The 25,357-nt window shown below is 51.9% G+C and carries 24 protein-coding genes; 9 read left to right on the top strand and 15 right to left on the bottom strand.

All coding sequences use genetic code 11. The annotated features are described in order from the left end of the window. Nucleotides 1–64: 64 nt before the first annotated feature. Complete coding sequence (locus tag CHB59_RS09565; RefSeq protein WP_089376013.1) at nt 65–694, bottom strand: RlmE family RNA methyltransferase; 630 nt, start codon at nt 692–694, stop codon at nt 65–67. A gap of 33 nt (nt 695–727) precedes the next feature. On the opposite strand from CHB59_RS09565, the gene yhbY reads away from it, so the two are divergent. Next, nucleotides 728–1,024: a ribosome assembly RNA-binding protein YhbY gene (gene yhbY, locus CHB59_RS09560; RefSeq protein ID WP_089376012.1), complete on the top strand. Its 297-nt coding sequence runs from the start codon at nt 728–730 to the stop codon at nt 1,022–1,024. A 69-nt stretch (nt 1,025–1,093) separates the two neighbouring features. On the opposite strand, the gene CHB59_RS09555 is transcribed toward yhbY, so the two are convergent. The 6 genes from CHB59_RS09555 to CHB59_RS09530 form a co-directional block, all read right to left on the bottom strand. Continuing rightward, nucleotides 1,094–1,552 (bottom strand): DUF4149 domain-containing protein, encoded by a 459-nt coding sequence (locus tag CHB59_RS09555; protein ID WP_089376011.1) that lies wholly within the window; start codon nt 1,550–1,552, stop codon nt 1,094–1,096. A 14-nt stretch (nt 1,553–1,566) separates the two neighbouring features. Next, nucleotides 1,567–2,043 (bottom strand): transcription elongation factor GreA, encoded by a 477-nt coding sequence (gene greA / locus CHB59_RS09550; RefSeq protein ID WP_089376010.1) that lies wholly within the window; start codon nt 2,041–2,043, stop codon nt 1,567–1,569. Between the two features lie 138 nt (nt 2,044–2,181). Further along, nucleotides 2,182–5,388 carry a carbamoyl-phosphate synthase large subunit gene (gene carB / locus CHB59_RS09545; RefSeq protein ID WP_089376009.1) on the bottom strand — a complete coding sequence of 1,069 codons (3,207 nt, stop codon included), beginning with the start codon at nt 5,386–5,388 and terminating at the stop codon, nt 2,182–2,184. A gap of 5 nt (nt 5,389–5,393) precedes the next feature. Continuing rightward, nucleotides 5,394–6,524, bottom strand: coding sequence for a glutamine-hydrolyzing carbamoyl-phosphate synthase small subunit (gene carA / locus CHB59_RS09540; RefSeq protein WP_089376008.1), 1,131 nt, complete (start codon nt 6,522–6,524; stop codon nt 5,394–5,396). Nucleotides 6,525–6,986: 462 nt separating this feature from the next. Next, a complete protein-coding gene (locus CHB59_RS09535) occupies nt 6,987–7,319 on the bottom strand; it encodes a cupin domain-containing protein (protein WP_089376031.1) in 333 nt (110 codons plus the stop codon). Between the two features lie 16 nt (nt 7,320–7,335). Continuing rightward, nucleotides 7,336–9,609: a nitric-oxide reductase large subunit gene (locus CHB59_RS09530; RefSeq protein ID WP_089376007.1), complete on the bottom strand. Its 2,274-nt coding sequence runs from the start codon at nt 9,607–9,609 to the stop codon at nt 7,336–7,338. Between the two features lie 134 nt (nt 9,610–9,743). Between CHB59_RS09530 and CHB59_RS09525 the strand changes: the two genes are divergently transcribed. Then, on the top strand, nt 9,744–9,926 hold the full coding sequence (locus tag CHB59_RS09525) for a hypothetical protein (protein WP_089376006.1): 183 nt from the start codon (nt 9,744–9,746) through the stop codon (nt 9,924–9,926). A gap of 33 nt (nt 9,927–9,959) precedes the next feature. On the opposite strand, the gene dapB is transcribed toward CHB59_RS09525, so the two are convergent. The 4 genes from dapB to CHB59_RS09505 form a co-directional block, all read right to left on the bottom strand. Next, complete coding sequence (dapB, locus tag CHB59_RS09520; RefSeq protein ID WP_089376005.1) at nt 9,960–10,763, bottom strand: 4-hydroxy-tetrahydrodipicolinate reductase; 804 nt, start codon at nt 10,761–10,763, stop codon at nt 9,960–9,962. 36 nt (nt 10,764–10,799) lie between these two features. After that, nucleotides 10,800–11,687 (bottom strand): outer membrane protein assembly factor BamE domain-containing protein, encoded by an 888-nt coding sequence (locus CHB59_RS09515; protein ID WP_089376030.1) that lies wholly within the window; start codon nt 11,685–11,687, stop codon nt 10,800–10,802. Nucleotides 11,688–11,810: 123 nt separating this feature from the next. After that, nucleotides 11,811–13,469: a DNA repair protein RecN gene (gene recN, locus CHB59_RS09510; RefSeq protein WP_089376004.1), complete on the bottom strand. Its 1,659-nt coding sequence runs from the start codon at nt 13,467–13,469 to the stop codon at nt 11,811–11,813. A 2-nt stretch (nt 13,470–13,471) separates the two neighbouring features. Continuing rightward, nucleotides 13,472–14,335: an NAD kinase gene (locus tag CHB59_RS09505; RefSeq protein ID WP_179212126.1), complete on the bottom strand. Its 864-nt coding sequence runs from the start codon at nt 14,333–14,335 to the stop codon at nt 13,472–13,474. A gap of 164 nt (nt 14,336–14,499) precedes the next feature. On the opposite strand from CHB59_RS09505, the gene hrcA reads away from it, so the two are divergent. The 7 genes from hrcA to CHB59_RS09470 are packed head-to-tail and all read left to right on the top strand — an operon-like array spanning nt 14,500 to nt 21,607. Further along, nucleotides 14,500–15,519, top strand: coding sequence for a heat-inducible transcriptional repressor HrcA (gene hrcA / locus CHB59_RS09500; protein ID WP_089376002.1), 1,020 nt, complete (start codon nt 14,500–14,502; stop codon nt 15,517–15,519). Between the two features lie 35 nt (nt 15,520–15,554). Next, nucleotides 15,555–16,589 carry a ferrochelatase gene (hemH, locus tag CHB59_RS09495; protein WP_089376001.1) on the top strand — a complete coding sequence of 345 codons (1,035 nt, stop codon included), beginning with the start codon at nt 15,555–15,557 and terminating at the stop codon, nt 16,587–16,589. 50 nt (nt 16,590–16,639) lie between these two features. Beyond that, nucleotides 16,640–17,623, top strand: coding sequence for an ADP-glyceromanno-heptose 6-epimerase (rfaD, locus tag CHB59_RS09490; protein ID WP_089376000.1), 984 nt, complete (start codon nt 16,640–16,642; stop codon nt 17,621–17,623). A gap of 20 nt (nt 17,624–17,643) precedes the next feature. Beyond that, nucleotides 17,644–18,207 (top strand): D-sedoheptulose 7-phosphate isomerase, encoded by a 564-nt coding sequence (locus CHB59_RS09485; RefSeq protein ID WP_089375999.1) that lies wholly within the window; start codon nt 17,644–17,646, stop codon nt 18,205–18,207. 12 nt (nt 18,208–18,219) lie between these two features. Next, a complete protein-coding gene (hldE, locus tag CHB59_RS09480; protein WP_089375998.1) occupies nt 18,220–19,689 on the top strand; it encodes a bifunctional D-glycero-beta-D-manno-heptose-7-phosphate kinase/D-glycero-beta-D-manno-heptose 1-phosphate adenylyltransferase HldE in 1,470 nt (489 codons plus the stop codon). After that, the gene (gene waaF, locus CHB59_RS09475) at nt 19,689–20,702 is read left to right on the top strand and encodes a lipopolysaccharide heptosyltransferase II (RefSeq protein ID WP_089375997.1); all 1,014 of its coding nucleotides are present in this window, start codon (nt 19,689–19,691) and stop codon (nt 20,700–20,702) included. Before hldE ends, waaF begins: the two co-directional genes overlap by 1 nt. A 14-nt stretch (nt 20,703–20,716) precedes the next feature. Further along, complete coding sequence (locus CHB59_RS09470) at nt 20,717–21,607, top strand: glycosyltransferase family 2 protein (RefSeq protein ID WP_089375996.1); 891 nt, start codon at nt 20,717–20,719, stop codon at nt 21,605–21,607. A 6-nt stretch (nt 21,608–21,613) separates the two neighbouring features. On the opposite strand, the gene CHB59_RS09465 is transcribed toward CHB59_RS09470, so the two are convergent. Genes CHB59_RS09465 through CHB59_RS09450 form a run of 4 tightly spaced genes read right to left on the bottom strand, consistent with a single transcriptional unit; the run spans nt 21,614 to nt 25,344 of the window. Beyond that, the gene (locus tag CHB59_RS09465) at nt 21,614–22,489 is read right to left on the bottom strand and encodes a DUF6625 family protein (protein ID WP_342743073.1); all 876 of its coding nucleotides are present in this window, start codon (nt 22,487–22,489) and stop codon (nt 21,614–21,616) included. 11 nt (nt 22,490–22,500) lie between these two features. Next, nucleotides 22,501–23,541, bottom strand: a complete 1,041-nt coding sequence (locus tag CHB59_RS09460) for a CgeB family protein (protein WP_089375994.1) — start codon at nt 23,539–23,541, stop codon at nt 22,501–22,503. Nucleotides 23,542–23,547: 6 nt separating this feature from the next. Continuing rightward, nucleotides 23,548–24,651 carry a glycosyltransferase gene (locus CHB59_RS09455; RefSeq protein ID WP_089375993.1) on the bottom strand — a complete coding sequence of 368 codons (1,104 nt, stop codon included), beginning with the start codon at nt 24,649–24,651 and terminating at the stop codon, nt 23,548–23,550. 3 nt (nt 24,652–24,654) lie between these two features. Further along, nucleotides 24,655–25,344 carry a BUD32 family EKC/KEOPS complex subunit gene (locus CHB59_RS09450; protein ID WP_089375992.1) on the bottom strand — a complete coding sequence of 230 codons (690 nt, stop codon included), beginning with the start codon at nt 25,342–25,344 and terminating at the stop codon, nt 24,655–24,657. Nucleotides 25,345–25,357 lie beyond the last annotated feature (13 nt).

The following is a 25,357-nucleotide window of genomic DNA, read 5'->3' as shown; positions in this document are numbered from 1 at the left end:
AACCCCGTTCCTTGTTCATATGGGAATTACTGCTTTATTCTAATCCTATTTTCGCGGCCATGCCCTACAAATCGGCATCACTGCGTTTAAGGCCCAGAAGATACACTTCGCTGCTGCGATCACGTGATGCCTTGGGTTTGCGCGTCACTACCTTGTCAAAGCTTTCACGCATGGCAAGCACTATTTCATCAAAGCCCGAACCAATGAATACTTTGACCAGGAAATTGCCGCCCGGTTTCAACCAATCCCTGCTGAATTCCAGCGCCAGCTCCGTCAGGTGCGCCGCACGCGCCTGATCGACATCACTGATGCCACTCATATTGGGGGCCATATCGGCAATTACAAGGTCTACCTTCTTGCCATTCAGACTTTTTTCCAGTTGCCCCAATACCACATCTTCCCGGAAATCCCCCTGAATGAACTCCACTCCGGGTACAGGCGGCATTTCCAGGAGATCCAGTGCGATCACGCGCCCCTGTCCATTCAGTCTATGCACGGCTACTTGCGACCAGCTGCCTGGGGCCGACCCAAGATCCACGATCGTCATGCCTGGCTTGATCAATTGGTCTTTGTCATCAATCTCAAGGAGTTTGTACGCGGCACGTGCACGATAACCATCACGCTGAGCACGTTTGACGAACTCATCATTCACATGCTCTTGTAACCATGCTTTACTGGTAGGTCGACGTTTCATCTGTTAAACTGCGAGCCTTTTCGAATCAACAAGATAAATCAATTGAATTCCAAACAAATCAGTTTTTTACGTGGTCTCGCCCACGATCTGCATCCGGTAGTGATGATCGGCAATAACGGCCTGACGGAACAGGTTCTGAAGGAAATCGATATCAGCCTGAAATCCCACGAGCTGATCAAGATCAAGGTGTTCGGCGATGACCGTGCTGCCCGTATCGCAATGCTGCAGGAAATCTGCGAAAAAACCAACGCCATCGCGGTACATCATATCGGCAAACAACTCGTAATCTATCGACAAGCGGAACAAGCCAAGATCATCATTCCGAAATAAAACCAGGTCCAGCCTGGTCAACATGGTAAAAGCCGCGATTCATATGTCCATGAATGGCGGCTTTTTCAATCAGGATTTTACCCTGAGCACCAATACCAGGCCCAGTAGACTCTCAAGCAGGTAGCCTATGCTGGCAATGCCATGCAAGGCCTTGAATTGACCAGCGAACTCACTGCTCATGACATCCAGCGGCAACGCCTGGGCTTTCAGGGCAGCCATGGCAGGCTGGATGCCGAACTGCCCTGCCAAGGTCAGCACCAGCATGACAACCACAGCCCAGACAAAACCCTGTCGCAAAGCGACGCCAGCACCAAATCGCAACCAGCGGTGCAATAACAGGTAAACCGCACTGGTAATACCAATATAGGCGACCAGCTCGAACAAGTGTCCGGCCAGACTACCCGCCAGTTGCTTATCGGATGAAAGCTGGCTGAACAAGCTGGGCGTCACGACATAGCCAACCACCCATAACGCACCCACCCAGAAGGTGGTGACGATCCATGCCAACTTGTCAGACCAGGCGCTCACGTTGTTCTGCCCTGTCAGATATATTGCACGCCAAGTACTTCGTAGGAGCGGATACCACCAGGCGCCATGACCTCGGCGACATCTCCCTCCACTTTACCGATCAGGGCGCGGGCGATAGGTGAGCCAATGGAAATCTTGCCACCTTTGATATCAGCTTCATCGTCTCCCACAATCTGGTAGGTTGTCACATCACCACTGTCCAGGTCTTCCAGCTCAACCGTCGCGCCAAACACACAGCGGCCTTCTGCATTCAGGGTCGTAGGGTCAATGATCATGGCATTGGAAAGTTTGGCTTCGACTTCCGCGATACGTCCCTCAATAAAACTCTGGCGCTCTTTGGCTGCATCATATTCCGCATTTTCAGACAGGTCACCCAATGCCCGTGCCTCGGCAATTGCCTGAATCACGCTGGGACGATCCACACTGCGCAGACGTTGCAACTCAATCTTGAGTAATTCGGCACCTTTAACTGTGATTGGAATTTGGTTCATGTATCTTCCTTGAGCTTCCACAATCGATATGAAAAGCATGCATTGATTGCCGGACTATAGTCGCGAGCGATTCATACCATGAATAAAAATAAAAACCACACCTGTAGCACAGGCGTGGTCTAGTTTCTGATTATCTTATTACTGAGCGAGTTGCTTATGCAAGTTTTGCAGCGATTCGACCTCGAGCTCCTGCATATGGGCCATGCCAATACAGGCAGCCTTGGCGCCAGCCAGGGTCGTGTAATACGTCACCTTCTGCTGCAAGGCACTGCGGCGGATTTCGTAGGAGTCCGCTACGGCACGTTTGTCCTCGGTCACATTGACAATAAAGCTGATCTCGCCGTTCTTGATCATATCCACAATGTGCGGACGCCCTTCAGCCACTTTATTGACAGGAGTCACGCTCAGGCCTGCTTCAGTCAAAGCACTGGCAGTACCACGCGTCGCCACCAACTGGAAGCCAAGACCAGCCAGCGCCTGGGCAATTTCCACCACGCGTTCGCGGTCTTCACGGCGCACGCTGATAAAAGCCTTGCCGCCCTTGGGCAACCTGGTGCCTGAACCTAACTGGGATTTGACAAAAGCCTCGGCAAACGTCTTGCCCACACCCATCACTTCACCCGTGGACTTCATTTCAGGGCCAAGGATGGTATCCACACCTGGGAACTTGATGAAGGGGAATACGGCTTCCTTCACTGAATAATATGGTGGCACCACTTCACGGGTTACACCTTGTTCAGGCAAAGTACGTCCAGTCATGCAGCGCGCGGCAATCTTGGCCAGTTGCAAGCCACAGGCCTTGGAAACGAATGGCACAGTACGTGAAGCACGCGGGTTCACTTCCAGCACGTAGACCGTTTGGCCCTGGATCGCAAACTGCACATTCATGAGGCCGACTACGCCCAGCGCTTTTGCCATCTTCACTGTTTGATCACGCAGCTGATCCTGCATAGCCTCAGACAAACTGTATGGCGGCAATGAGCATGCGGAGTCACCAGAGTGAACCCCAGCCTGCTCCACGTGCTCCATAATGCCGCCGATAATGACATTTTCGCCATCGGACAAGGCGTCTACATCCACTTCCAGCGCATCATTGAGGAAACGATCCAGCAATACGGGAGACTCATTGGAAACCTTGACGGCTTCGCGCATGTAGCGCTCCAGTTGTGCCTGTTCGTGCACAATTTCCATGGCACGACCACCCAATACGTAAGATGGACGCACCACCAGCGGATAACCAATTTCTTGTGCCAAGCGAATGGCTTCTTCTGGTGTACGCGCAGTACGATTCGGTGGTTGCTTCAGGTCTAGTTCCTGCAGCATCTGCTGGAAGCGTTCGCGGTCTTCGGCGCGGTCAATTGCATCGGGACTGGTGCCGATGATGGGCACGCCAGCCTTTTCCAGGTCACGTGCCAGCTTGAGCGGTGTCTGCCCGCCGTATTGCACGATCACGCCAGCCGGTTTTTCCAGCGCCACGATCTCCAGTACATCTTCCAATGTCAATGGCTCGAAATAGAGTCGGTCAGAAGTGTCGTAATCGGTGGAAACAGTTTCCGGGTTACAGTTGACCATAATGGTTTCATAGCCATCTTCGCGCATAGCAAATGCAGCATGCACACAGCAGTAATCAAATTCGATACCCTGTCCAATACGGTTAGGACCACCACCCAGCACCATGATTTTCTTCTTGCTGGTCGGGTTGGCCTCGCACTCCTCCTCGTAGGTGGAGTACATATAGGCAGTATCCGTCGAGAATTCGGCAGCACAGGTATCCACACGCTTGTAAACCGGGCGCACGTTCAATGCCTGGCGATAAGCGCGCACGGCATGCTGGTCTGTACCCAGCAATTTGGCAAGACGCTTGTCGGAAAAACCACGGCGTTTGAGCTGGAACAGAGCATCCTTGTCCAGATCGGCCAATTGGCGACCGTTCAAGGCCTGCTCACGCTTGATGATATCCTCGACCTGCACCAGGAACCATGGGTCTATCTTGGACAGGTCAAACACCTGCTCCACAGTCAGCCCGGAGCGGAAAGCATCACCCACATACCAGATACGTTCAGGGCCTGGCTCACCAAGTTCCTTCTGGATTTCATCCAGGTCCGTCGTCTTTTCATCCAGACCATCCACGCCCACTTCCAGCCCGCGCAAAGCCTTCTGGAAAGATTCCTGGAAAGTACGGCCGATCGCCATTACCTCACCTACGGATTTCATCTGGGTGGTCAGGCGGGAATCAGCCTGAGGGAATTTTTCGAAAGCAAAACGCGGTATCTTGGTCACCACGTAATCTATGGTTGGCTCGAATGAAGCCGGGGTTGCGCCGCCAGTAATTTCGTTACGCAATTCATCCAGGGTAAAGCCGACAGCCAACTTTGCAGCCACCTTGGCAATCGGGAAACCGGTTGCCTTTGAAGCCAGCGCAGAAGAACGGGATACACGCGGGTTCATCTCAATCACGATCATGCGGCCGTCATCAGGATTGATGGCAAACTGCACGTTGGAACCACCAGTATCCACACCGATCTCGCGTAATACTGCCAAAGAGGCATTACGCATGATCTGGTATTCCTTGTCGGTCAGGGTCTGTGCTGGCGCTACCGTAATGGAGTCGCCGGTATGCACACCCATGGGATCAAGGTTTTCAATGGAACAGATGATGATGCAGTTGTCTTTGCTGTCGCGAACAACTTCCATCTCGTACTCTTTCCAGCCGAGCAGGGATTCTTCAATCAGTAGCTCACTGGTTGGCGACGCCTCCAGACCACGCTCACAGATGGTAATGAATTCTTCACGGTTGTAAGCAATACCGCCGCCACTACCGCCCATGGTGAAGGACGGACGAATGATCGCAGGATAGCCAATCGAAGCCTGCACCTGCAGGGCTTCTTCCATACTATGCGCCACGGCGGAACGCGCAGAACCCAGGCCGATCTTGGTCATCGCCACCTTGAATTTCTCGCGGTCTTCCGCCTTGTCGATGGCTTCTTTTGAAGCACCGATCAGCTCGACATTATATTTTTCCAGTACACCATGTTTGTCCAGATCCAACGCACAGTTCAGCGCAGTTTGGCCGCCCATCGTTGGCAACAGGGCATCGGGACGCTCGATCTCGATGATTTTCTCCACTACCTGCCAGGTGACTGGCTCGATGTAAGTGGCATCCGCCATTTCCGGATCAGTCATGATGGTGGCAGGGTTAGAGTTCACCAGAATGACGCGATAGCCTTCTTCCCGCAAGGCCTTACAGGCTTGAGCACCGGAGTAGTCGAATTCACAAGCCTGTCCGATCACAATCGGGCCAGCGCCTATGATAAGAATGGATTTGATATCAGTACGTTTTGCCATGGTATTTATTGCTTTTTCTGTTCCATCAGGTTGATGAAGCGGTCAAACAGATAACTCATCTCGTTCGGGCCGGGACTGGCTTCAGGGTGTCCCTGGAAGCTGAACGCAGGCTTGTCGGTGCGCGCAATGCCCTGCAAACTGCCATCGAACAAGGAAATATGCGTCGCCTTCACATTGGCAGGCAGCGTATCCGCATCAACCGCAAAACCATGATTCTGGCTGGTGATCAGCACACGCTTGTCATCCAGGTCCTGCACTGGGTGGTTGGCGCCATGATGGCCGAACTTCATCTTCACTGTCTTGGCGCCACTTGCCAGCGCCAGCAACTGATGGCCCAGGCAGATGCCAAATACAGGAATGCCGCTATCCACCAATGTATCAATCGCCTTGATGGCGTAGTCGCAAGGCTCTGGATCGCCAGGGCCATTGGAAAGGAAAATACCATCTGGATTCAGCGCCAGCGCTTCTTCCGCAGTCGCTTCAGCTGGTAGCACAGTAACCTGGCAGCCACGCTCGACCAGCATGCGTAAAATGTTCTGTTTGACGCCATAGTCGAAAGCCACCACATTGAACCGGGTATTCTCTGGCACGGCATAACCTTCGCCGAGTTTCCACTCACCCAGCGTAAATGCGCCCTTCTCCTTGCGGCTTACCACCTTGGCCAGATCCATGCCGGCCATGCCAGGGAAGCTCTGCGCCAACTCCAGCGCTTTCGCCTCATCCACTTCACCAGCGATGATGCAGCCTGCCTGCGCACCCTTTTCGCGCAGGATGCGTGTCAACTTGCGGGTATCAATATCCGCAATGGCAACCACATTATTTTCAACAAGATATTCGGAAAGGGATTTTTCACTACGCCAACTGCTGTTCAGCAAAGGCAAATCACGGATGACGAGACCACTGGCATATACCTGTTCAGACTCGACATCTTCGACATTCACGCCGACATTCCCGATATGCGGGTAGGTCAAGGTGACGATTTGCTTGGTATAGGATGGATCGGTGAGAATTTCCTGATAACCTGTGATGGAGGTATTGAAGACGACCTCCCCCACAGTTTGACCCAAGGCACCGATTGAAATGCCCCTGAACACTGTCCCGTCTGCGAGCACAAGTACGGCTGGGGTTTGCGGCAATTCTGACTCCTTGTAACTATTTGATATCCGTACCAAAGATCAGCACGAAAGGCGGATGTGCAAAGCGGGAAGAGCACTCGCCCATCCCGCTTGAAATTTTGCAGAATTATAGCCTAAAGCGCACTTGGCTTCAACGCGCCGCATAAGAATTTTTTCAACGCGAACCCGTCCCTGCACCGCAGATACTGCACTCGCAACCCAAAGCAGTGATCGGCTTTTCATGCGCCATCTGGTGCCACAACAATCAGTCGCTCCGCATCTTTATACATCGAAAGGCAAAAACTGGGACCAGGCCCAAGATGACAGGAGATGGATGAAGGAATTTCATGCTTTCATCTATATAACTGTCCAGCTTCAAAAACCCTGACGTCAATTACAATATTTTACATTTATTGTAATTTGGACATATTAAAAAGCGTAACAACTCGAAAATTGTCATGTCATCTCTTCCACCTCATCCCCTTATTCCCGTTCCAGCAAGATGGTGATCAGCAGGGTCGAGTCCGTCAACGCCTTGACCGTATGCGGATCTCCCGCCCGCAAATATACTAACGTACTGGCTTTCAAGACCTGGGTCTGCCCACAGGAAGCTAATTCCACATCCCCCTCAACACACTGGATTGTCAGCGCGCCTGCGGCAATATGTTCCGGTGTCGCCTTGCCGGCTTTGAGCACAAAGCGGAATACTTCAAGATGACTTTCACGGATCAGAGTAGCGGAAGTAGCCGTATCAAAGTTGTCTCCAAAAGGACTGATATCGATAATCTCGCCAGGAACACAGTGCTGGATACTCATGATGCTCATCCTCCATTCAGGTTGAAGTGTTTTCGGGATTTATCTTGTGCTGAGCCTGTTTCTTGCATAGGCCCACTGCAATCTGGGTGGCAATCGCCAATGCGCCAATGATGAACACGACATCGCCAAACGTTCTTATCCAACGCAGGGTTTGCAGATGCGCCTGCTGCATGAATTCCTCGCTACGGGCATACCACAGGCCCTCAGAAAAACTGGCCTGGAATTGCATGAATCCTATCGGCAGCAGGCTGGTGAAAATCATCAGCAGCAGTCCGATATTCAGCGACCAGAAGCCGGTTTTCATGAGCTTTTCGTTGAACACCATATGCGGGTGAATGTAACGCAGCACCAGCAAGGTGAAACCGAGGGCCAGGAAACCATAGACACCGAACAATGCGGCATGCGCATGCACCGCAGTGGTATTGAGCCCCTGGATATAGTACAGGGAAATCGGCGGATTGATCAGGAAGCCAAACACGCCAGCTCCAAGCATGTTCCAGAACGCCACGGCTGCGAAGCAGTACAGTGGCCAACGCAGGCTATTGAGCCACGGAGCACGGGTGTGGATATGCCAGTTATGCCATGCCTCATGGCCAAGCACCAGCAAGGGCACCACTTCCAGCGCGCTGAAAGTGGCACCTATCGCCATGACAGGCGTGGTCGTACCGGAGAAATAGAGGTGGTGGAAAGTGCCGGGAATGCCGCCCACCATGAACAGCGAGGCGGAAGCCAGGCTGGCAGTGGTTGCCATGGTGCGTGACACCAGGCCTAGTGACATGAAGATATAGGCCAGTGCAACGGTGGCGAAGACTTCAAAGATGCCTTCCACCCACAGGTGCACCACCCACCAGCGCCAGTATTCCATAATGGAGATATTGCTGTGCTCGCCATAGAACAAACCGGTGCCATAGAACAGGCCGATGGCAACCACGGAAGCGGTGAGCAATGCCAGCAGATTTTTGTCGCCATCGCCCGATTTAAGCGCAGGCACCATACATCGCAGCATCAGACCCAGCCACAGTAACAAGCCAACGAACAGGGCTGCCTGCCAGAAACGGCCAAGGTCAAGATACTCATACCCTTGATGGCCGAACCAGAAGTTGAACTGGATGGGTAACATATTGGCAATCGCAGTGTATTGGCCCAGGAAGGAGCCGACCACAACGATGAGTAACGCCACGAACAGGATATCCACCCCCAGCTTCTGGTAAGCCGGATCACGGCCACCATTGATCAGTGGTGCCAGGAACAAACCCGCAGCAAGAAAACCCGTGGCGATCCAGAACAAGGCGCTCTGGATGTGCCAGGTGCGCGTCAGGGCATAGGGGAACCACTGCGATACATTGACCCCATAAAACTCCTGCCCTTCCACGGTGTAATGGGCGGTAAAGCCGCCAATGAACACTTGGAACACCAGCAGAGCAGCCACGATGAATAGATACTTCCCCAAGGCGCGCTGGGATGACGTGAGGGTGAAGCCGGAAATGGGGTCGAGCTTGCCCGTGAGCGGCACGGTTTTATCCTCATTGCGCAGGATGGACCAAACCAGCACCAGGAAGCCCACACCAGCCAGCAACAATGCCACGCTGCCAATGGACCACAGGATATTCTCGCTGCTGGGCACATTGGCAATCAGCGGCTCATGCGGCCAGTTATTGGTATAAGTGATCTTGCTGTCGGGGCGTTCGGTGGCAGCCGCCCATGCGGTCCAGAAAAAGAAGTGGGACAACTTCTGCCGGTTTTCCGCGCCAGGCAAGGTATTGTCTTTCATGGCGAAGGCGATGCGTGTGCTCTTGAGCGCGGGATCATCCGAGAACAAGGCTTCATAATAGGCCGCGGTTTGTTGCATGGCTTCGGCCCGGCGCGGCGTCAACGTCAAGGTGCCGGTGTCATCCAGCTTGTTGCCTCGGTATTCCAGCTTCAACATCTCGCGCAATCCAGCCTGCTGGACGGCATCAAGCTCCTGGTAAGGTTTCTGGTACATGGCATTGGCTGCGATATCCAGCCATGCCACCAGTTCACGATGCAACCAGTCCGCGGTCCAGTCGGGTGCCTGGTAAGCCCCATGCCCCCAGACGGAGCCAACCTGCATACCACCAATGGATTGCCAACGGGATTGCCCCTGCAGAATATCATCCTGGCTGAATTCCAGACGATGATCCGTGCTGATGATTCTTTCGGGAATGGGTGGGGCCAGCCGGTAAATCTCCGCCCCGTAATATCCCAAGATAGTAAATGTGACGGTCAGGACAGCAATCAGGGTGAACCAGAGCTTCTTGTAAGCACCCATTACTTTCTCCTTAGAGTTGGCTGCATAAGTGGCACGGCATCAATCAGGCTATACCATTTTCACTTCATGGTTAATATACCCCATATTTTCCATCCACACTTAAAATGCTTGGTATTTAAAGGGCGTTTATTGATATGGACACCACGGAGAATCTGCTCGAACAAGCATTTCCTTACATCCTGTGGAGCATGCTTACTTTGATTGCCTTCGGCTACCGTCTGCAGGAGCTGCATGCCAGCAACGGCAAAAATCCTCTGCCTAATATTGCGGCCTGTCGAAATGGTAGCCAGGATGAACCGACAATAAAAAAGGGGTGATCTCTCACCCCTCTTCCTACCACAGGATATCGATTATTTTCTCAATCCCAGCACATCCTGCATGTCATACAGGCCTTGTTGGTGCGTCGCGAGGTACTTGGCCGCACGCAAAGCACCAAGGGCGAAAGTGGCGCGACTGGATGCCTTGTGGGTCAACTCCACCCGCTCACCTGTACCAGCGAACAACACGGTGTGATCCCCCACCACATCACCACCGCGCACGGTAGCAAACCCTATGGTATTGGCATCGCGTTCGCCGGTCACGCCTTCGCGGCCATAGACCGCGCATTCGTCCAGGTTACGGCCCAGCGCCTCTGCCGCCGCTTCGCCCAGACGCAATGCCGTCCCCGATGGCGCATCGACTTTAAATCGATGATGCGCCTCGATGATTTCCACGTCATAACCTTGATCCAGCACCCTGGCTGCCGCCTGAACCAGGCTGATCAGCAGTGTCACACCGACACTCATGTTGGGTGCAAAAACAATCGCGACATCCTGTGCCGCACGCTCAATCTGTTGTTTCTGTTCAGCAGAAAATCCTGTGGTACCTATCACCAGCTTGACGCCCGCCTGGCGGCAGGCTTCCAGGTATTGCAGACTGGGTTCTGGCCGGGTGAAATCAACCAGCACATCAGCACCTTGCAGGGCTGCTGCGAGGTCAGCAGTGATTTTCACGCCAGTTTCGCGGCCGAACTGCTCACCGGCATCCCGCCCGATCTGGGAGCTATCAGCACGATCCAGTGCGCCATGCAACACCAGTTCCTCATCATTGAACACACCTTCAAGCAAGGCATGGCCCATTCGACCGGAACATCCGGCAATTACAATCTTCTGCATTTTCAAACCATTTTCACTCTATTGACTGCACGCACATTAGAAGCCGATTTTTTCCAGCATGCGTTCAAAATATCCAGGCTCATCTTCCCGTGGCAGGTCATCGTCGTCGTCACCAGCATCAGGCTGACTGGTGGCCGCATCCGCCGACGCATTGCTTTTTGGTGCCGCCGCTGCAGGCTTGGCTGGCGCTTCTTGGGTTTCAGGCGCACTCGGAGTTACCACAGGCTCTGGTGATACCGGGCTTGGCTCAGGCTCAGGCTCAGGTAACGCAGGGCTGGCTGCAGGCTCAGACGGCTCTGGACTTAATTGAGGCTCAGCTGGACTTACCTGAGGTTCAGACGGTTCAACCGGAACCGCAGCAGGTCTTGTCTCTGAAGTAATCAGTTCCGGCACCACTTTCCTAGGCGCCTTGGGATCTTCGGTCACGATCTCTGTGGCACGCTTGGCATCGTAGTATTCAGCACCTTCAGTTTCAGCCTTCTCCTCATCACTCTTCCAGAATTTCAGGCGCTCCAGCATGCCTTTCTCCTCTGGCGCCCTCGGCTCGATCACCACGGCAGCTGGTGCCGTCTGCTGCGCGTCCATGGCCGTATCCTCAGGACTGGCCGGAATCACATCACCACGTACACGCTTGAGCGAATCGCCCTCAAACTCCATGATAACGCGGCGTTGCTCAATGACTTTTCCACCCTTGCGCATCTGATAGACATAATCCCAACGATCACGATGGAAACTATCCTGTATCAATGGCGTACCCATGATAAACCGCACCTGGGACCTGGTCATTCCAGGCCGCAACTGCAGCATCATTTTGGACGTTACGATATTGCCTTGCTGGATATCCATCCGGTAAGGCTTGAAAGAAGGCAAGGCTGAACTACAAGCGACACACAGTAATGCCGCCGACAAAATTATATGACGCATCACATCACGACTTTTGCAGGAAATGGCGTAATATACCACGACATTCCGGCTCAGGTTTCACGCATATTCATGTGCGCAGCAATTTTAACCGGATAAATCCCTCACCCAGACTGCAATGCCGACTCAATGACTGGCTGCCAGCATTTCTGTCGCGTGCTGCCTGGTAGTCTCCGTAATCTCCACGCCACCCAGCATACGGGCAACCTCGTCCACTCGCTGATTTTGATCCAGCGCATCAATCCGGCTCAGGGTCTGCCCATCCAGCACCTGCTTGCTTACGCGCAAATGCTGGCTGCCTTGGGCCGCGACCTGTGGCAAATGCGTAATCACAAGTACCTGGCGCTGATTCCCCAACGTCTTGAGCAACTGCCCCACAACCTCTGCAACTCCACCACCAATACCGACATCCACTTCATCAAAAATCATGGTCGGCACATCTCCTTGCCTGGCGGTCACAACCCGAATGGCAAGACTGATACGAGATAACTCACCACCAGAAGCCACTTTGGATAAAGGCCGTGGCGCAACACCGGCATGACCGGCAACCAGGAATTCCACCTGCTCAGTGCCAGTGGCTGCTGGTTCCTGTGCCAGCAAATCCACGGCAAAACGCCCTCCGCTCAACGACAGGCGCTGCATTTCAGCCGTAATCTTCTCTCCCAGGCTTTGCGCAGCCTGTTGACGACCGAGGCTCAGCTGTTCAGCCAACCCATCATACTGCGATCGCGCCTTGGCCTCATCCAGCTGCAACTGATGGTTGTCATGCGTGCGTTCCAGCTCGCCCATCCGCGCCTGACAAGCCTCAAGCAGCACTGCCAGTGCTTCCGGCCTTGTTCTGTATTTACGTGCGGCAGCATGCAATTCATGAATCCGGTTCTCCACCTCCTGCAAACGCTCAGGATCAAGATCCGCATGTTGCAGGTAACGGTTAAGGAAACGATCTGTTTCGTCCAGCTGGATCAAGGCAGTATTCAGGATATCCAGCGCCTCCTGCAAACTGTTATCGTACTCAGCAAGCTCCTGCAATCTGGATTGTGCCCGGTTCAACTGGCGAATTGCAGCCAGCTCACCTTCACTCAGCAATTCACGGCACTCTTCTCCACCAGCAAGAATACTGGCACCGTGAGACAGGCGCACATGCTCCTGCTGCAGGGGTTCCCATTCTTCATCCACAGGTGCCAGGGCCGCCAGTTCACGCACTTGGTCCCGCAGTTCTGCCAGCTCGACAGCATAGGCTTCGGCATTACGTTCAGCATCCATGCGCTGGCGATACAGCACTTGCCACGCCTGATAAGCAGCAGCTACCTGTGCAGCCAAAGGCTGCAATCCAGCATAAGCATCCAGCACTTGCCGCTGGCTGGCACTTTTCAGCAGGGAGTGATGAGCATGCTGGCTATAGATATCAACCAGGAATTCGCCGATTTCCCGCAATTGCTGGATCGTGGCAGGAGAACCGTTAATGAATGCCCGGGAACGCCCATCTGCATAAATCACCCGCCTTAACAACAGCTGCGCATCATCAACGCCAATCTCGTTTTCATCCAGCCATGCCTGCAATTCAGCCAGTGCCGAAATTTCAAATACCGCATTGATCTCGGCTTTTTCGCAGCCGGCACGGGTAATTCCGCCTTCGCCGCGCGCCCCCAGCACCAATGACAAGGCATCAATCAGGATGGATTTTCCGGCCCCGGTTTCCCCGGTCAACACAGTGAATCCGGAACCGAAATCCAGGCTCAACTGATCCACAATGACAAAATCACGTATAGAGAGTGTTTGCAACATGCCTATCCCCAATGCAGCTTTTCACGCAGCACGTCAAAATGGTTGTGCCCGGGCGGATGCAATAACGTAATCTTGTTTTTGGCGCACTTGATCTGCACCCGGTCACCGGGTTGCAAAGCCATTTTCATCTGCCCATCCAGATGCACACTGGCATCTTCGGCATGCACCACCTCAACCACGACCTCACTGGCACTACCGATTGCAATGGGTCGATTACTCAAGGTATGCGGGCAGATAGGCACCAGCGCGATAGCATCAAGCATAGGGTGCAGGATAGGTCCACCTGCGGAAAGTGAATAAGCCGTAGTGCCGGTAGGCGTTGCCACGATCAACCCATCGGAACGCTGCTTCTGGACAAAGTGCCCATCCACATGAATTTCCAGCTCAATCAGCCGTGCCAGGCCATTTTTATTGATAACGACATCGTTCAGTGCATATCCCTGCCCGACAGTTTGACCAGCACGAACAATGCAGGCTTCCAGCAGGATGCGCTGCTCGGTGTCATATTTCCCATCCAGAATACCGGCAACACTGTCCAGCATATGATCCGAGTTGATATCGGTCAGGAAGCCGAACCGGCCACGATTGACACCGACCAATGGAATTTTGTAATCCAGCAGAGCTCTCGCCACCGTCAGCATGGTGCCATCGCCACCCAGCACAATCGCCAGGTCGGCATAAGCGCCTATCGCATTCATTTGCAGTGTGGTATACCCCTTGATACTGGAATGCTGAGCGGTTTTCTCTTCAACAAACACCCCAATCTGGCGCTCGGCAAGAAACCGCGCCAAGGCAAGAATCTGATCCCGGGTTTCGGGGTTCATATATTTACCGATTAATGCCACTGTCTGAAATGCACTTTTCATGGCTGGCATTAAATCATAGAAGGTAGTTGCATAAAACCCTCACGTAGCCCGGATTCAATAATTGATTGCGCGAGAGTGGCTGGTATCGCATAATTTTTCTGGAATTGCAGCCCAGCAGTACATAATGCATTGAATTCGCAACATCCTATCCCAACCTATGAGCCATGCTAGATAAACGCGCCCAGATATTGCTGAAAACCTTGATTGAACATTACATCAGTGATGGTCAACCTGTGGGCTCACGCACATTATCTGTAGCTTCAGGGCTTGACCTCAGCCCTGCATCCATCCGCAATATTATGTCCGAGCTGGAAGAGCACGGCTTTATCGCCAGCCCGCACACCTCTGCCGGTCGCATCCCGACTCAGCGTGGTTACCGCATGTTCGTGGATACCCTGTTGACAGTACAGCCGCTACAAAGCCAGATTATCCGCCACCTGGAAACTGAATTATCTTCCCCAGACCCACAGGAACTCATCAATTCAGCGGCGGAGCTACTCTCATCCCTGACGCATTTTGCCGGGCTGGTCATGATCCCCAAGCGCCAGAGCATCGCATTCCGCCACCTGGAATTTCTACCTTTATCGGAAAAACGCATCCTGGTCATTATTGTCACAACTGATGGTGCAGTACAGAACCGTATCATTCTTGCCGACAAACCATACAGTGCTTCCGAACTCACGCAGGCCAGCAACTTTTTCAACCAGCACTATGCCGGTAACTCATTCGATGAGGTCAAGCAGAAACTGCACGAAGAATTGAAGCAAATGCAGTCGGACATGTCACGGCTGATGGCAGCGGCACTGGAAGCCAGTAGTAAAACTGCCGACAGTAACAAGGATGGCGTCGTGATAGCGGGAGAGCGCAACCTGCTCAACGTGCAGGATCTGTCATCCAATGTCAGCTCACTGCGTAAACTTTTCGAGATGTTTGAACGCCGGACATCACTCATGCAACTGCTGGACAACAGCCAACGAGCCGCTGGCGTACAGATTTTCATAGGCGGGGAATCCGGCTATCTGCCACTGGATGAGTGCAGCATGGTAACTGCACCCTATGAAACCAACGGGCAGACCATAGGCACTCTGGGTGTGATTGGCCCGACGCGCATGGCCTATGAGCGCGTGATTCCGATCGTGGATATCACGGCTCGCTTGTTATCCAATGCCTTATCCAATAACTGAGCTATCACGCGTAGTCCTGCAACCTGAGGAGAAACATGTCTTTTTACCTGAAAGAGCCTGACATTCCCGAGCAGGAGCCCGCACATACCGGCATTCTGCTGATCAACCTGGGCACACCCAACGCCCCGACAGCCAAGGCCTTGCGCCCCTATCTACGCCAGTTCCTCAGTGATCGCCGCGTAATCGAGATTCCTCGCGCCATCTGGTGGTTTATCCTCAATGGTGCTGTCCTGCCGTTCCGCCCACGACAATCTTCCCATAAATATGCCGCCATCTGGGATCCTGAGGGATCGCCCCTGATGGTACATAGCCAGAGGCAAGCCAGGTTGCTCTCCGGCGCCCTTCACGAAAGTATCGCCTCGCCTTATGTCGTCGAGCTTGGTATGCGCTATGGCCAGCCTTCCGTCGGTTCAGCCATTGCAAAACTAAAGGCAAAAAACTGTCAGCGCATCCTGTTGTTCCCGCTCTATCCGCAATATGCAGGCAGCAGCAGCGCATCAGCGATTGATGAAGCCATGCGTACCCTGCTGCGCACCCGCAACATGCCGGAAATCCGCACCATCCGCGACTATCATAGCCACCCGGCTTATATCGGCGCCATCGCCGAAAGCATTCGCCTTTATTGGCAGGAACATGGCACACCGGAAAAACTACTCATGAGCTTTCATGGTGTGCCCCGCCGCACCTGCGATCTCGGAGATCCATACCGTGCGCAATGCCTGCGCAGCGGCAGGCTGATTGCAGAAGCGCTACAGCTGCGCCCTGAACAATACATGGTGACATTCCAGTCCCGCTTTGGCGCCGCTGAATGGCTGCAACCCTATTTCGCGCCCACCATAGAGACCTTGGGCAAACAGAAACTGCGCCGGGTTGATGTGGTATGTCCCGGATTTTCCAGCGACTGCCTGGAAACACTGGAGGAAATTGCCATGGAAGGCAAACATCTCTTCCTTGAAGCCGGCGGTGGCGAATATCACTATATTCCTGCGTTGAATGAACGCGATACCTGGATCAACGCCATGCGCGACATTGCCCTGGAGAATCTCCAAGGCTGGATCACGCCGCGCTAAAGCCATGGGCTTTTGCTATACTTTCAGATTAGTTTAAACGGATTCAAACAATGATAGTCATTACCGGCGGCGCAGGCATGATAGGCAGCATGATGGCATGGCATCTCAATACCGTGCATCAGCGCGAAGATATTGTCATCGTGGATCGCATTCTGCATCCGGATCAATGGCAGAACATGTGCCACAGGCAATATGCCAACTATCTGGATAAGGATGAGTTGCCTGCATGGTTGTCCGGAGCTTCCGGGCAGATTGATGCCGTGATTCATATGGGTGCGATCAGCGCCACGACAGAGCGCGATTTCAACAAACTGGTGCAGGACAATATCCGCTACAGCCAGTTTCTCTGGAATTGGTGTGCAGAAAACGAAGTTCCCTTCCTTTATGCCAGTTCTGCAGCCACATATGGCGGTGGAGAGTTTGGCTATGATGATGAGGAATCGACGATAGACCAGCTGCGTCCGCTCAATGGCTATGGCTATTCCAAGCAGTTCTTCGACCAGTGGGCATTACGCCAGTGCGCAGAAGGCCTGGCCACGCCGCCACAGTGGTGCGGCTTCAAGTTCTTCAATGTCTACGGCCCGAATGAATACCACAAGGAGCGTATGGCAAGTGTGGCATTCCATACCTTCAACCAGTTCCGCGATCAGGGACATGTCAAACTGTTCAAGAGCCACAAGGCAGGTTACGCGGATGGCATGCAGTTGCGGGACTTTGTCTATGTCAAGGATGCCGTATCCGTCATGGCGCATTTTCTCGACCAGCCACAACACTCCGGCCTGTACAACATAGGCACAGGCGAAGCACGTGCTTTCAAGGATCTGGCCACGGCGGTCATGACCAGTATGGGGCGCGAACCCAGCATCGAATATATTGATATGCCGCAGGACCTCATGGGTAAATATCAATACTTCACCGAGGCCAATATTGAAAAATTGCGCAATACCGGCTACACCACGCCGTTCCATACCCTGGAACAAGGTGTACAGGATTATGTCCAACAATACCTCATGCAAGCTGATCCTTATTGCTGAGCCACCCACTGGAGAACCTCATGAGTGCTGTTGACCTCTTGAAACACGCTGTTGCCGAACATCAGGCCGTGATTGCGGCATTGGAGCCGTTACTGCCGAAAGTAGCCGCAGTAGCGGAAGCCATGCGCACCTGTCTTGCAAATGGCGGAAAAATCCTGCTGTTCGGCAATGGTGGTAGCGCCGCCGACAGCCAGCACATAGCGGCAGAGATTGTCGGCCGCTATAAGAAAGAGCGGCGGGGACTGCCTGCCATTGCATTGACTACGGACACTTCCATTCTCACTTCTGTCGGCAATGATTATGGCTTTGACTTCATTTTCTCGCGCCAGGTGGAAGCATTGTGCACACCTGCCGACCTGGTGGTCGGTTTTTCCACTTCGGGCAATAGCCGCAATGTCGTGCTGGGCATAGAAAAAGCCCGCGAGATTGGTGCCGTCACCGTAGGCATGACAGGCGGTAATGGCGGCAAGCTGGCCGCTTTATGTGATCACACCCTCATCATGCCGACCAGCGATACTCCTCGTATCCAGGAAGCTCACATCCTGGTCGGGCACAGTTTATGTGATCTGATAGAAGCCGACTAAGTTACCACTCCAATGCGCGAATCATTACTCAATACCGTACAACACCATTTCGGCACCGACGACCTCTGGATTCTGGTTATTGGCGATCTCATGCTGGATCGCTACCTGTTTGGCGAAGTCCAGCGCATCTCGCCCGAGGCACCGGTTCCCGTCGTGCTGCTCAAATCCCAGGATGAACGCGCAGGCGGCGCTGCCAATGTCGCTGCCAACCTGGTGGGGCTCAATATCAAAACACGTATTGTCGGCACGGTGGGCGATGATCATGAAGCGGCGACACTGCTGGACTTGATGAATGCAGCCAATATCGATATCCGGCATATCTATCGCAGCCCACACCGGCCCACCATCACCAAAACACGCATTCTGGGCGGACATCAGCAAATGATGCGCCTGGACCAGGAAGACGCTTCATCCTTCACCCCGGAAGAATATGCAGCTCTTCATTCCGCTGCTGCTGCAGCCCTGAATGACAAACCTGCCGCCATCATCCTGTCAGATTATGCCAAGGGCGTACTGAGCGAGGAGCTTTGCCAGGCAATCATGCAGCAAGCGCATAGCGCAAATATTCCTGTGTTGGTGGATCCCAAGGGACGTGATTACAGCAAATACCGCGGTGCCACAGGATTGACGCCAAACAAGCGCGAAACTGCCGAAGCCTGCAATATCGCCATCAGTCATACTACTGAACTTCTGCACGCTGCCGACACATTGCGCCAGCAACTGGGCCTTGATTTCCTGGCAGTCACCCGCGGTGAAGAAGGTATTACTGTTCTGGACAAGCACGGCAGCGCCCATCTCGCTGCGACCGCGCGCCAGGTCTATGATGTCTCTGGCGCAGGTGATACTGTCATCGCCACACTCACTGCGGCACTGTCACACCATCTGCCCCTGCATGAAGCCATTGAGCTCGCCAATATTGCTGCTGGCATCGTGGTGGGCAAGGTTGGCACTGTACCAATCAGCAAAACTGATCTGGAAACTGAACTGCATTCCCAGCAGACAGCAGCGCAGGCTGACAAGGTATGCGCCTCTCTGCAAACCCTGTTATCCCGTGTGCAATCCTGGCGCAATCAGGGTGACCGTATCGTATTTACCAACGGCTGTTTCGACCTGCTGCATGCAGGCCATGTCACTTACCTTGAGGCTGCTCGCAAAACAGGAGACAGATTGGTCCTCGGACTCAATACCGATCGTTCGGTCAGCGCGCTCAAAGGCCCAACCCGCCCGGTCATTCATGAACAGGACCGGGCACGTGTCCTGGCCGCATTGGAATCCGTCGATGCCGTCATCCTGTTTGATGAGGACACCCCTATGACATTGATCAAGGCCGTACGCCCTGATGTGATCGTGAAAGGCAGCGACTACACCGAAGACCAGGTCGTCGGTGGCACGGAAGTCAAATCCTGGGGCGGCGAAGTCGCCCTGATTGATGTCGTCCCTGGCCGCAGCACCAGCAATATCATCCGGAAACTCGGCGCCTGATGAACGCTGCGCTGCAAGACAAAATCCTGGTCATGGGCCCATCGTGGGTCGGCGACATGGTAATGGCGCAAAGCCTGTTCAAGGCGCTCAAGCAGCAAAAACCCGGTTGCATCATCGATGTCGCGGCACCTGCCTGGACGCTGCCCCTGCTGGAGCGCATGCCCGAAGTCAACGCAGGCATCGCCCTACCCTTCAAGCATGGCGAACTAGGCCTGGGAGAGCGCATCCGCTTTGGCCATAGCCTGAAAAATCACGGCTACACCCAAAGCATCATGCTCACCAATTCGCTTAAATCCGCCATCCTGCCATTCGCTGCCCGCATCCCCAAGCGGACTGGCTTTGTCGGTGAAATGCGCTATGGCCTGCTCAACGACATCCGAAAACTGGACAAGCAGGCGCTACCGCGCACTGTCGACCGCTTTGTGGCGCTCAGCGCCGATGCCAATACCCCACTGCCTGACATTTCCAATCCAAGCCTGGCCGCCAGCCGGGACAATGCGCTGGCCTGCCTGGCGAGCATGCGCATACCCAGCCCCCAAACACCAGTATTAGGCTTATGCCCTGGTGCTGAATATGGCGAAGCCAAGCGCTGGCCGCTGGAATACTATGCAGAAGTCGCACGCGCTGCTCACGCGCAAGGCTGGCAAGTCTGGCTGTTCGGCTCAGAAAAAGATGTGCCATTCACGGCAGAAATCAACCGTTTGAGCAACATGGCATGCCTGGATTTTGGCGGAAAAACAAAACTGGGCGATGCTATTGATCTCATGTCGCTATGCGATGCCGTGGTCAGCAATGATTCCGGCCTCATGCACGTAGCTGCCGCACTGAACAAGAAACTGATCGCCATCTACGGCTCATCAGACCCTCACCACACCCCACCAATGAGCAGCAAGGCCATTATTGAATACCTCGGACTGGAGTGCAGCCCCTGCTTTCAGCGGGAGTGTCCGTTGGGGCACTTGAATTGCCTGAGAAGAATCAAACCTGATACAGTGACACAAAAGCTGATCTAAACATTTCAATTGTGATGATACATCCCACCTCCGCAAAATCTCCTGTCTGTGCCGTCATTATTACCTATCATCCAGACGCAAACTTCATTAGCCGCTTAAACACAATTATTGCTCAGGTAAGTCATGTCGTTATTGTAGATAATGGATCCCTACCAGAGGAAATCCATCATCTGGATGCACAGGAACACACCACATTAATCAGGAATAATGAGAATCTCGGTATTGCCACTGCACTCAATATAGGCGTCAGAAAATCTATAGAGTATGGCTATGAATATACCCTGCTCTTTGACCAGGACTCCCAGCCATTTCCACAATGTGCGGGTGCCTTGTATTCAATATTGACAGCCATTCCTGATAAAGAATCAGCAGCCATCATCTGTAGTGCCTATCAATACCACCTACCGAAAAAGAAAAAAAATAAGCAGGCCAATGCGCCATATAAAGAAGTCAGACGCGCCATTACATCTGGCTCATTAATCTCAAATCGCATCTTCACTGACCTTGGAGAGTTCCGGGATGACTTCTTTATTGATTATGTCGATATAGAATACTGTTTCCGCCTGAGAAAACATGGCTATAAAATTTACAAGTCCGTGGAACACCTCATGCAGCACAAGATTGGATTTCCCACGTCACATCGCTTCTTCTGGCATAAGTTCTCGCTACACAACCATAACCCAATCCGCCGATACTATATGGCAAGAAACCAAATCATCACAGAACGCTTATTTCCGGAATATGCTAAGGGATTCTGGCTCAGGAAGGCCATATCACGGTATATCGTCTGGTGCTTCCAGATTATTTTTTACGAAGAAAATAAACAGAAAAAACTGCGTGCGGTCACCAGGGGCACCACGGATGCACTATGCAGAATATATGACAATCAGCGCGCACAGCTATAACAACTGTCAGCCAACCACTCTCATTCCCCGGCAATCAATTTCAACCTTGGCATCAGTGGTAGCAAGAAAATCCTTCAACTCCTGATTGGCCGAATCCCAGCCTTTTTTCCACTCCATGAAATGGAAATACGGAAAATAATATCCTTGGTCCAAATCATTGGAAACCTGCCCTCTGGACCAGTACCACTTTTCAGGAAAATCTCCTGAGTCATTACGCCATTTTATCCTGGCATTTGGAGTAGTATAAGTTTCATTGAATTCTGCCTTTTCAAGCCAGGGGTCAATTTTCTTCGCCAACCATTGCACCAAGGCAGCAGAGTTTTTGTGACGCAGAAATATCTTGCTGAATGCTTTTTCATCAAATGCCACATGTGCATGATCAGCAAGCATATTAGGCCAATTGGAAACCTTCTGGAAAGCGGTATTCATTTCTGGTGTATTGCGCAATAGGCACAAATGTCCACTGATACGGCGCGCATGCATGGAGAACAAGTCATAATGGCTCAGGCGTTCCCGGGTGAAATAAGCACGTAAATTCCCATAGACCACATCAATATCACCGAAACCCCAGAAATCATATCCTGCAATCTCGTCATGATGAACATGCCCCAGCATAGGTTTAATATCACAGAGTTTATACGCACTATCAGGATAAAAATCCATTTGCAACCGAGATGATAGATACGTGCAATAAGCCCTGAAACTTACTTGTATAACCTTGACATTATCAGGACAATTTTTTGGAATAGTGCAGTCTGTATAGATCAGCCAGTCTATGGTGCTATTGTAACGACAGCTCTCAAGGAATACTGGCATCCAGAAAGGCCAGTTGCCGAAATAGGGAATAATGATACGTATTGTATTGGGTTTTTCAACCTCCATTTTTTTTTCAATCATTCCAACATCTTACTCAACATAATTTTTGTGCATGACTCCCATGTATAATGGGTAATAAATTTCTGGTAGCCAGCTTCCGCAATCGATTGCATTTTTTCTGGATGACGCAGATAAAACTCGACTTTCTCTTTCAGCTCCCTTGCATCCCGGAAAGTTTCGATTTCTTTCCCCATCTCGAACAAACTTGCTAATTCCTCCGAATATTCAGTCAGCAGGAATTTCTTCATAGACAATGCTTCGAAAATACGTAGATTCACACCAGTCTCTACACCATGAAACTGAATATTATTAATATTCAGCACAATATGGGACTGAGCCATGATCTCATATAGCTCACTACCCCATATCTTCTTATTGTTCACTCTGGCTTTCAGTGCTGATGTCATCAACCCAGAATACTTACCCCATCTATTTCCATAGAGAGTGACATGATCCCGTATTTTCTCCAGCAGAAAAATTCTCCGGATATCGCACGTACCAACAAATAGCACATCATGCCGGAAATTCTTCGCCTCCTTGATTAATACCGGATTAGCACCATAAGGAAGAAATATGGCAGGAAGATGTTTTGTTTCCCTGAAGAAATGCGTCATTACCATGGAAAACGAAAATATCTTATGATAAATCGGTAGTTCCACATCCAGGAAATACTCAAACTCATTGCGACGCTCATACAAATTACAGCTATCAGTATCATACAAAAATAGCTTTATATTTCCCTCTTTTGCAATTTTCTGCAAAAACCTAGGATCAATATACTGATATAGATAAGAAATAACCAGGATATGGGTTGGTTGCACAGCATGAATAACACTTGCCAATGCAGAATTCTCAAACTCATGTAGCAATGAGTTTTTATGAATAACTTTATGCAATGCTGATTTTATTTTATAAGAAGTTGAATTTTTCAAACTCCTTAAATCAATATATTCAGCATTCATCATGGTATTCCGGATTGCTTCGGCAACTTCCTTGCCCAAGGGAATCTGGCTCAGCCCGTCAAGGATCAATATTTTATTATTCTCTCTCTGTTGCATCACTCACTATTTCCAATGCACGTTACTGATTTTCTTGACCCATGGCAACGCCCAGAATCTCTCCCGGGCCGCAGCATCACTGAACCTGGTTTGTAACACTTGAATTTCATGTGCCCTGTCATGCTTCCTATGCATTGCTGCGAGTATTTCCCCGCGCAAAGCTGTAGCATCGCCCAGTGGGAATGTCTGGCCTACTCCTGCCACCACTTCTGCACCACCACCACTATTACTGCAAATGACAGGTAACTCCGCTGCCATTGCCTCAAGCAGGACCATGCCAAAAGGCTCATGATCAGAAGTCAGGACAAACAAATCAAAGGCGCGAAAATAACACCTGGCATCAGGAATTTGTCCAGCAAAGCGGACTTTTCCGGCCACTCCCAATTTATCAGCCAAATCCTTGAGATTCTGCTCCAAGGGGCCCTTACCGAGGATGAGCAGCAAGGTATTGGCTGGCAATTGAGACAATGCCTCGGCAAAACCACGTAACAGGGTTGCCTGATCCTTGTCACGGTGCAACCGTCCCACATTGGCAATCACATAGGTATCATCCTCGAGAGCAAAGGCACGGCGTGCTTGCTGCCTGGATAACAAAGACTGTTTGAGCGCGTCCACATCGATGCGGTTATACAAAGTCTGGATCTGCTCAGCAGGCCAGTGTTCAAGGTGCTGGCGCATTTCATCACGAACAGAGTCCGAGACACATAACATCAACAATCGCTTACGGTAATAATTAACAAGGATACGGCGAGTCAAGCGCCCATAATCGTCATAGTTATGGTGCACACTGATGACAGGAAGATCGCTAGCAAGCAATGCCACATAGGTAGGTTTTGCACGATGAGCAATACAAAAGGCAAAAGCCCGGCTTTTCACCAGATGGCGAATCCGTGCAATCGCTCCCAGCTTGAGCCCCCGTACCTGCTTGCTGCTATAGCCAAGGAAAATCACCTCATCAGAAGCACTGATCTTCTCTACTTCCGGGTCAGGCTTTCCTGTCAGGTAGACCGTCACTACCTTATATGGGTGGTTTGTGAAAAGGGCTGCATACTGACGGGCACAATCAAGAAACGGCGGGTAATAACTATGACAGATGTGAAGAACATACATAGCTCACCCACCAGATAAAAATGCCAGTTTGGATCGCAACATCGCTTTGGTTTCAGCAGGCAATGCAGCTACCGCAAAATAGCTATCCGCGAACGTTCTCCGGTCCGCTTCCGACAATACCATCCAATCTTCGTCATATCGCTGCAGATGCTTGAAATTACGCGCACGATGCCATGTAGTCAGGCTGTAAGGATATATTTTGAGATCCGCAATATCGATGAGGCCAAGCTGGCCACTTGGTGTTCTGACCACATTGCCAAAATGCAATGAACGGAAATAAATGCGTTGCTGGTGCAAATGTGCGACAAATTGACCAAATGCCTTGATCAAGGCATTATCCAGTCGACCGGATCGGCTCAGCTGGTTCAAGGTTTCCCCGGGTAGAGGCTGATAAAGCACGGCAGTATTCGTGTTATCTTCAAAGTGGAATAACTGCACGATATCTACACTCGGGATACCCAGCTTTTTCAGCTTATCCGCATTTTTACAAAACTGGCGCGCATAAGAGTAAATGCGTGCCAACGTGAATATATGCCGCACACGGAATATTTTGAGGATATTGCCATTCTCAAGCTTCATTACTTTGATGCCACGCTCATCTTGCTCCAGAATGTTGGCATTCTGGCTTATCTGTTCCAGATGTTCTGGAGTCAGCAAATAGCTGGCACGAATTTTCAACCGGGGAATCAGCATACAGTTCGACCAA

Source organism: Methylobacillus rhizosphaerae, from assembly GCF_900187985.1.
In the GTDB taxonomy this organism is placed as follows: Bacteria; Pseudomonadota; Gammaproteobacteria; order Burkholderiales; family Methylophilaceae; genus Methylobacillus; species Methylobacillus rhizosphaerae.
The sequence above is the reverse complement of the archived record's forward strand: the minus strand, read 5'-3'. Positions and strand labels throughout refer to the sequence as shown.

What these genes read in the sequence shown, in the direction of transcription:
- greA (WP_089376010.1), bottom strand. Translation starts at nt 2,043, where the DNA reads ATGAACCAAATTCCAATCACAGTTAAAGGTGCCGAATTACTCAAGATT.
- CHB59_RS09485 (WP_089375999.1), top strand. Translation starts at nt 17,644, where the DNA reads ATGAGTGCTGTTGACCTCTTGAAACACGCTGTTGCCGAACATCAGGCC.
- CHB59_RS09460 (WP_089375994.1), bottom strand. Translation starts at nt 23,541, where the DNA reads ATGCAACAGAGAGAGAATAATAAAATATTGATCCTTGACGGGCTGAGC.
- CHB59_RS09530 (WP_089376007.1), bottom strand. Translation starts at nt 9,609, where the DNA reads ATGGGTGCTTACAAGAAGCTCTGGTTCACCCTGATTGCTGTCCTGACC.
- recN (WP_089376004.1), bottom strand. Translation starts at nt 13,469, where the DNA reads ATGTTGCAAACACTCTCTATACGTGATTTTGTCATTGTGGATCAGTTG.
- CHB59_RS09470 (WP_089375996.1), top strand. Translation starts at nt 20,717, where the DNA reads ATGATACATCCCACCTCCGCAAAATCTCCTGTCTGTGCCGTCATTATT.
- dapB (WP_089376005.1), bottom strand. Translation starts at nt 10,763, where the DNA reads ATGCAGAAGATTGTAATTGCCGGATGTTCCGGTCGAATGGGCCATGCC.
- carB (WP_089376009.1), bottom strand. Translation starts at nt 5,388, where the DNA reads ATGGCAAAACGTACTGATATCAAATCCATTCTTATCATAGGCGCTGGC.
- CHB59_RS09465 (WP_342743073.1), bottom strand. Translation starts at nt 22,489, where the DNA reads ATGGAGGTTGAAAAACCCAATACAATACGTATCATTATTCCCTATTTC.
- hrcA (WP_089376002.1), top strand. Translation starts at nt 14,500, where the DNA reads ATGCTAGATAAACGCGCCCAGATATTGCTGAAAACCTTGATTGAACAT.
- hldE (WP_089375998.1), top strand. Translation starts at nt 18,220, where the DNA reads ATGCGCGAATCATTACTCAATACCGTACAACACCATTTCGGCACCGAC.
- CHB59_RS09565 (WP_089376013.1), bottom strand. Translation starts at nt 694, where the DNA reads ATGAAACGTCGACCTACCAGTAAAGCATGGTTACAAGAGCATGTGAAT.
- hemH (WP_089376001.1), top strand. Translation starts at nt 15,555, where the DNA reads ATGTCTTTTTACCTGAAAGAGCCTGACATTCCCGAGCAGGAGCCCGCA.
- CHB59_RS09535 (WP_089376031.1), bottom strand. Translation starts at nt 7,319, where the DNA reads ATGAGTATCCAGCACTGTGTTCCTGGCGAGATTATCGATATCAGTCCT.
- rfaD (WP_089376000.1), top strand. Translation starts at nt 16,640, where the DNA reads ATGATAGTCATTACCGGCGGCGCAGGCATGATAGGCAGCATGATGGCA.
- CHB59_RS09525 (WP_089376006.1), top strand. Translation starts at nt 9,744, where the DNA reads ATGGACACCACGGAGAATCTGCTCGAACAAGCATTTCCTTACATCCTG.
- CHB59_RS09455 (WP_089375993.1), bottom strand. Translation starts at nt 24,651, where the DNA reads ATGTATGTTCTTCACATCTGTCATAGTTATTACCCGCCGTTTCTTGAT.
- waaF (WP_089375997.1), top strand. Translation starts at nt 19,689, where the DNA reads ATGAACGCTGCGCTGCAAGACAAAATCCTGGTCATGGGCCCATCGTGG.
- CHB59_RS09515 (WP_089376030.1), bottom strand. Translation starts at nt 11,687, where the DNA reads ATGCGTCATATAATTTTGTCGGCGGCATTACTGTGTGTCGCTTGTAGT.
- CHB59_RS09450 (WP_089375992.1), bottom strand. Translation starts at nt 25,344, where the DNA reads ATGCTGATTCCCCGGTTGAAAATTCGTGCCAGCTATTTGCTGACTCCA.
- CHB59_RS09505 (WP_179212126.1), bottom strand. Translation starts at nt 14,335, where the DNA reads ATGAAAAGTGCATTTCAGACAGTGGCATTAATCGGTAAATATATGAAC.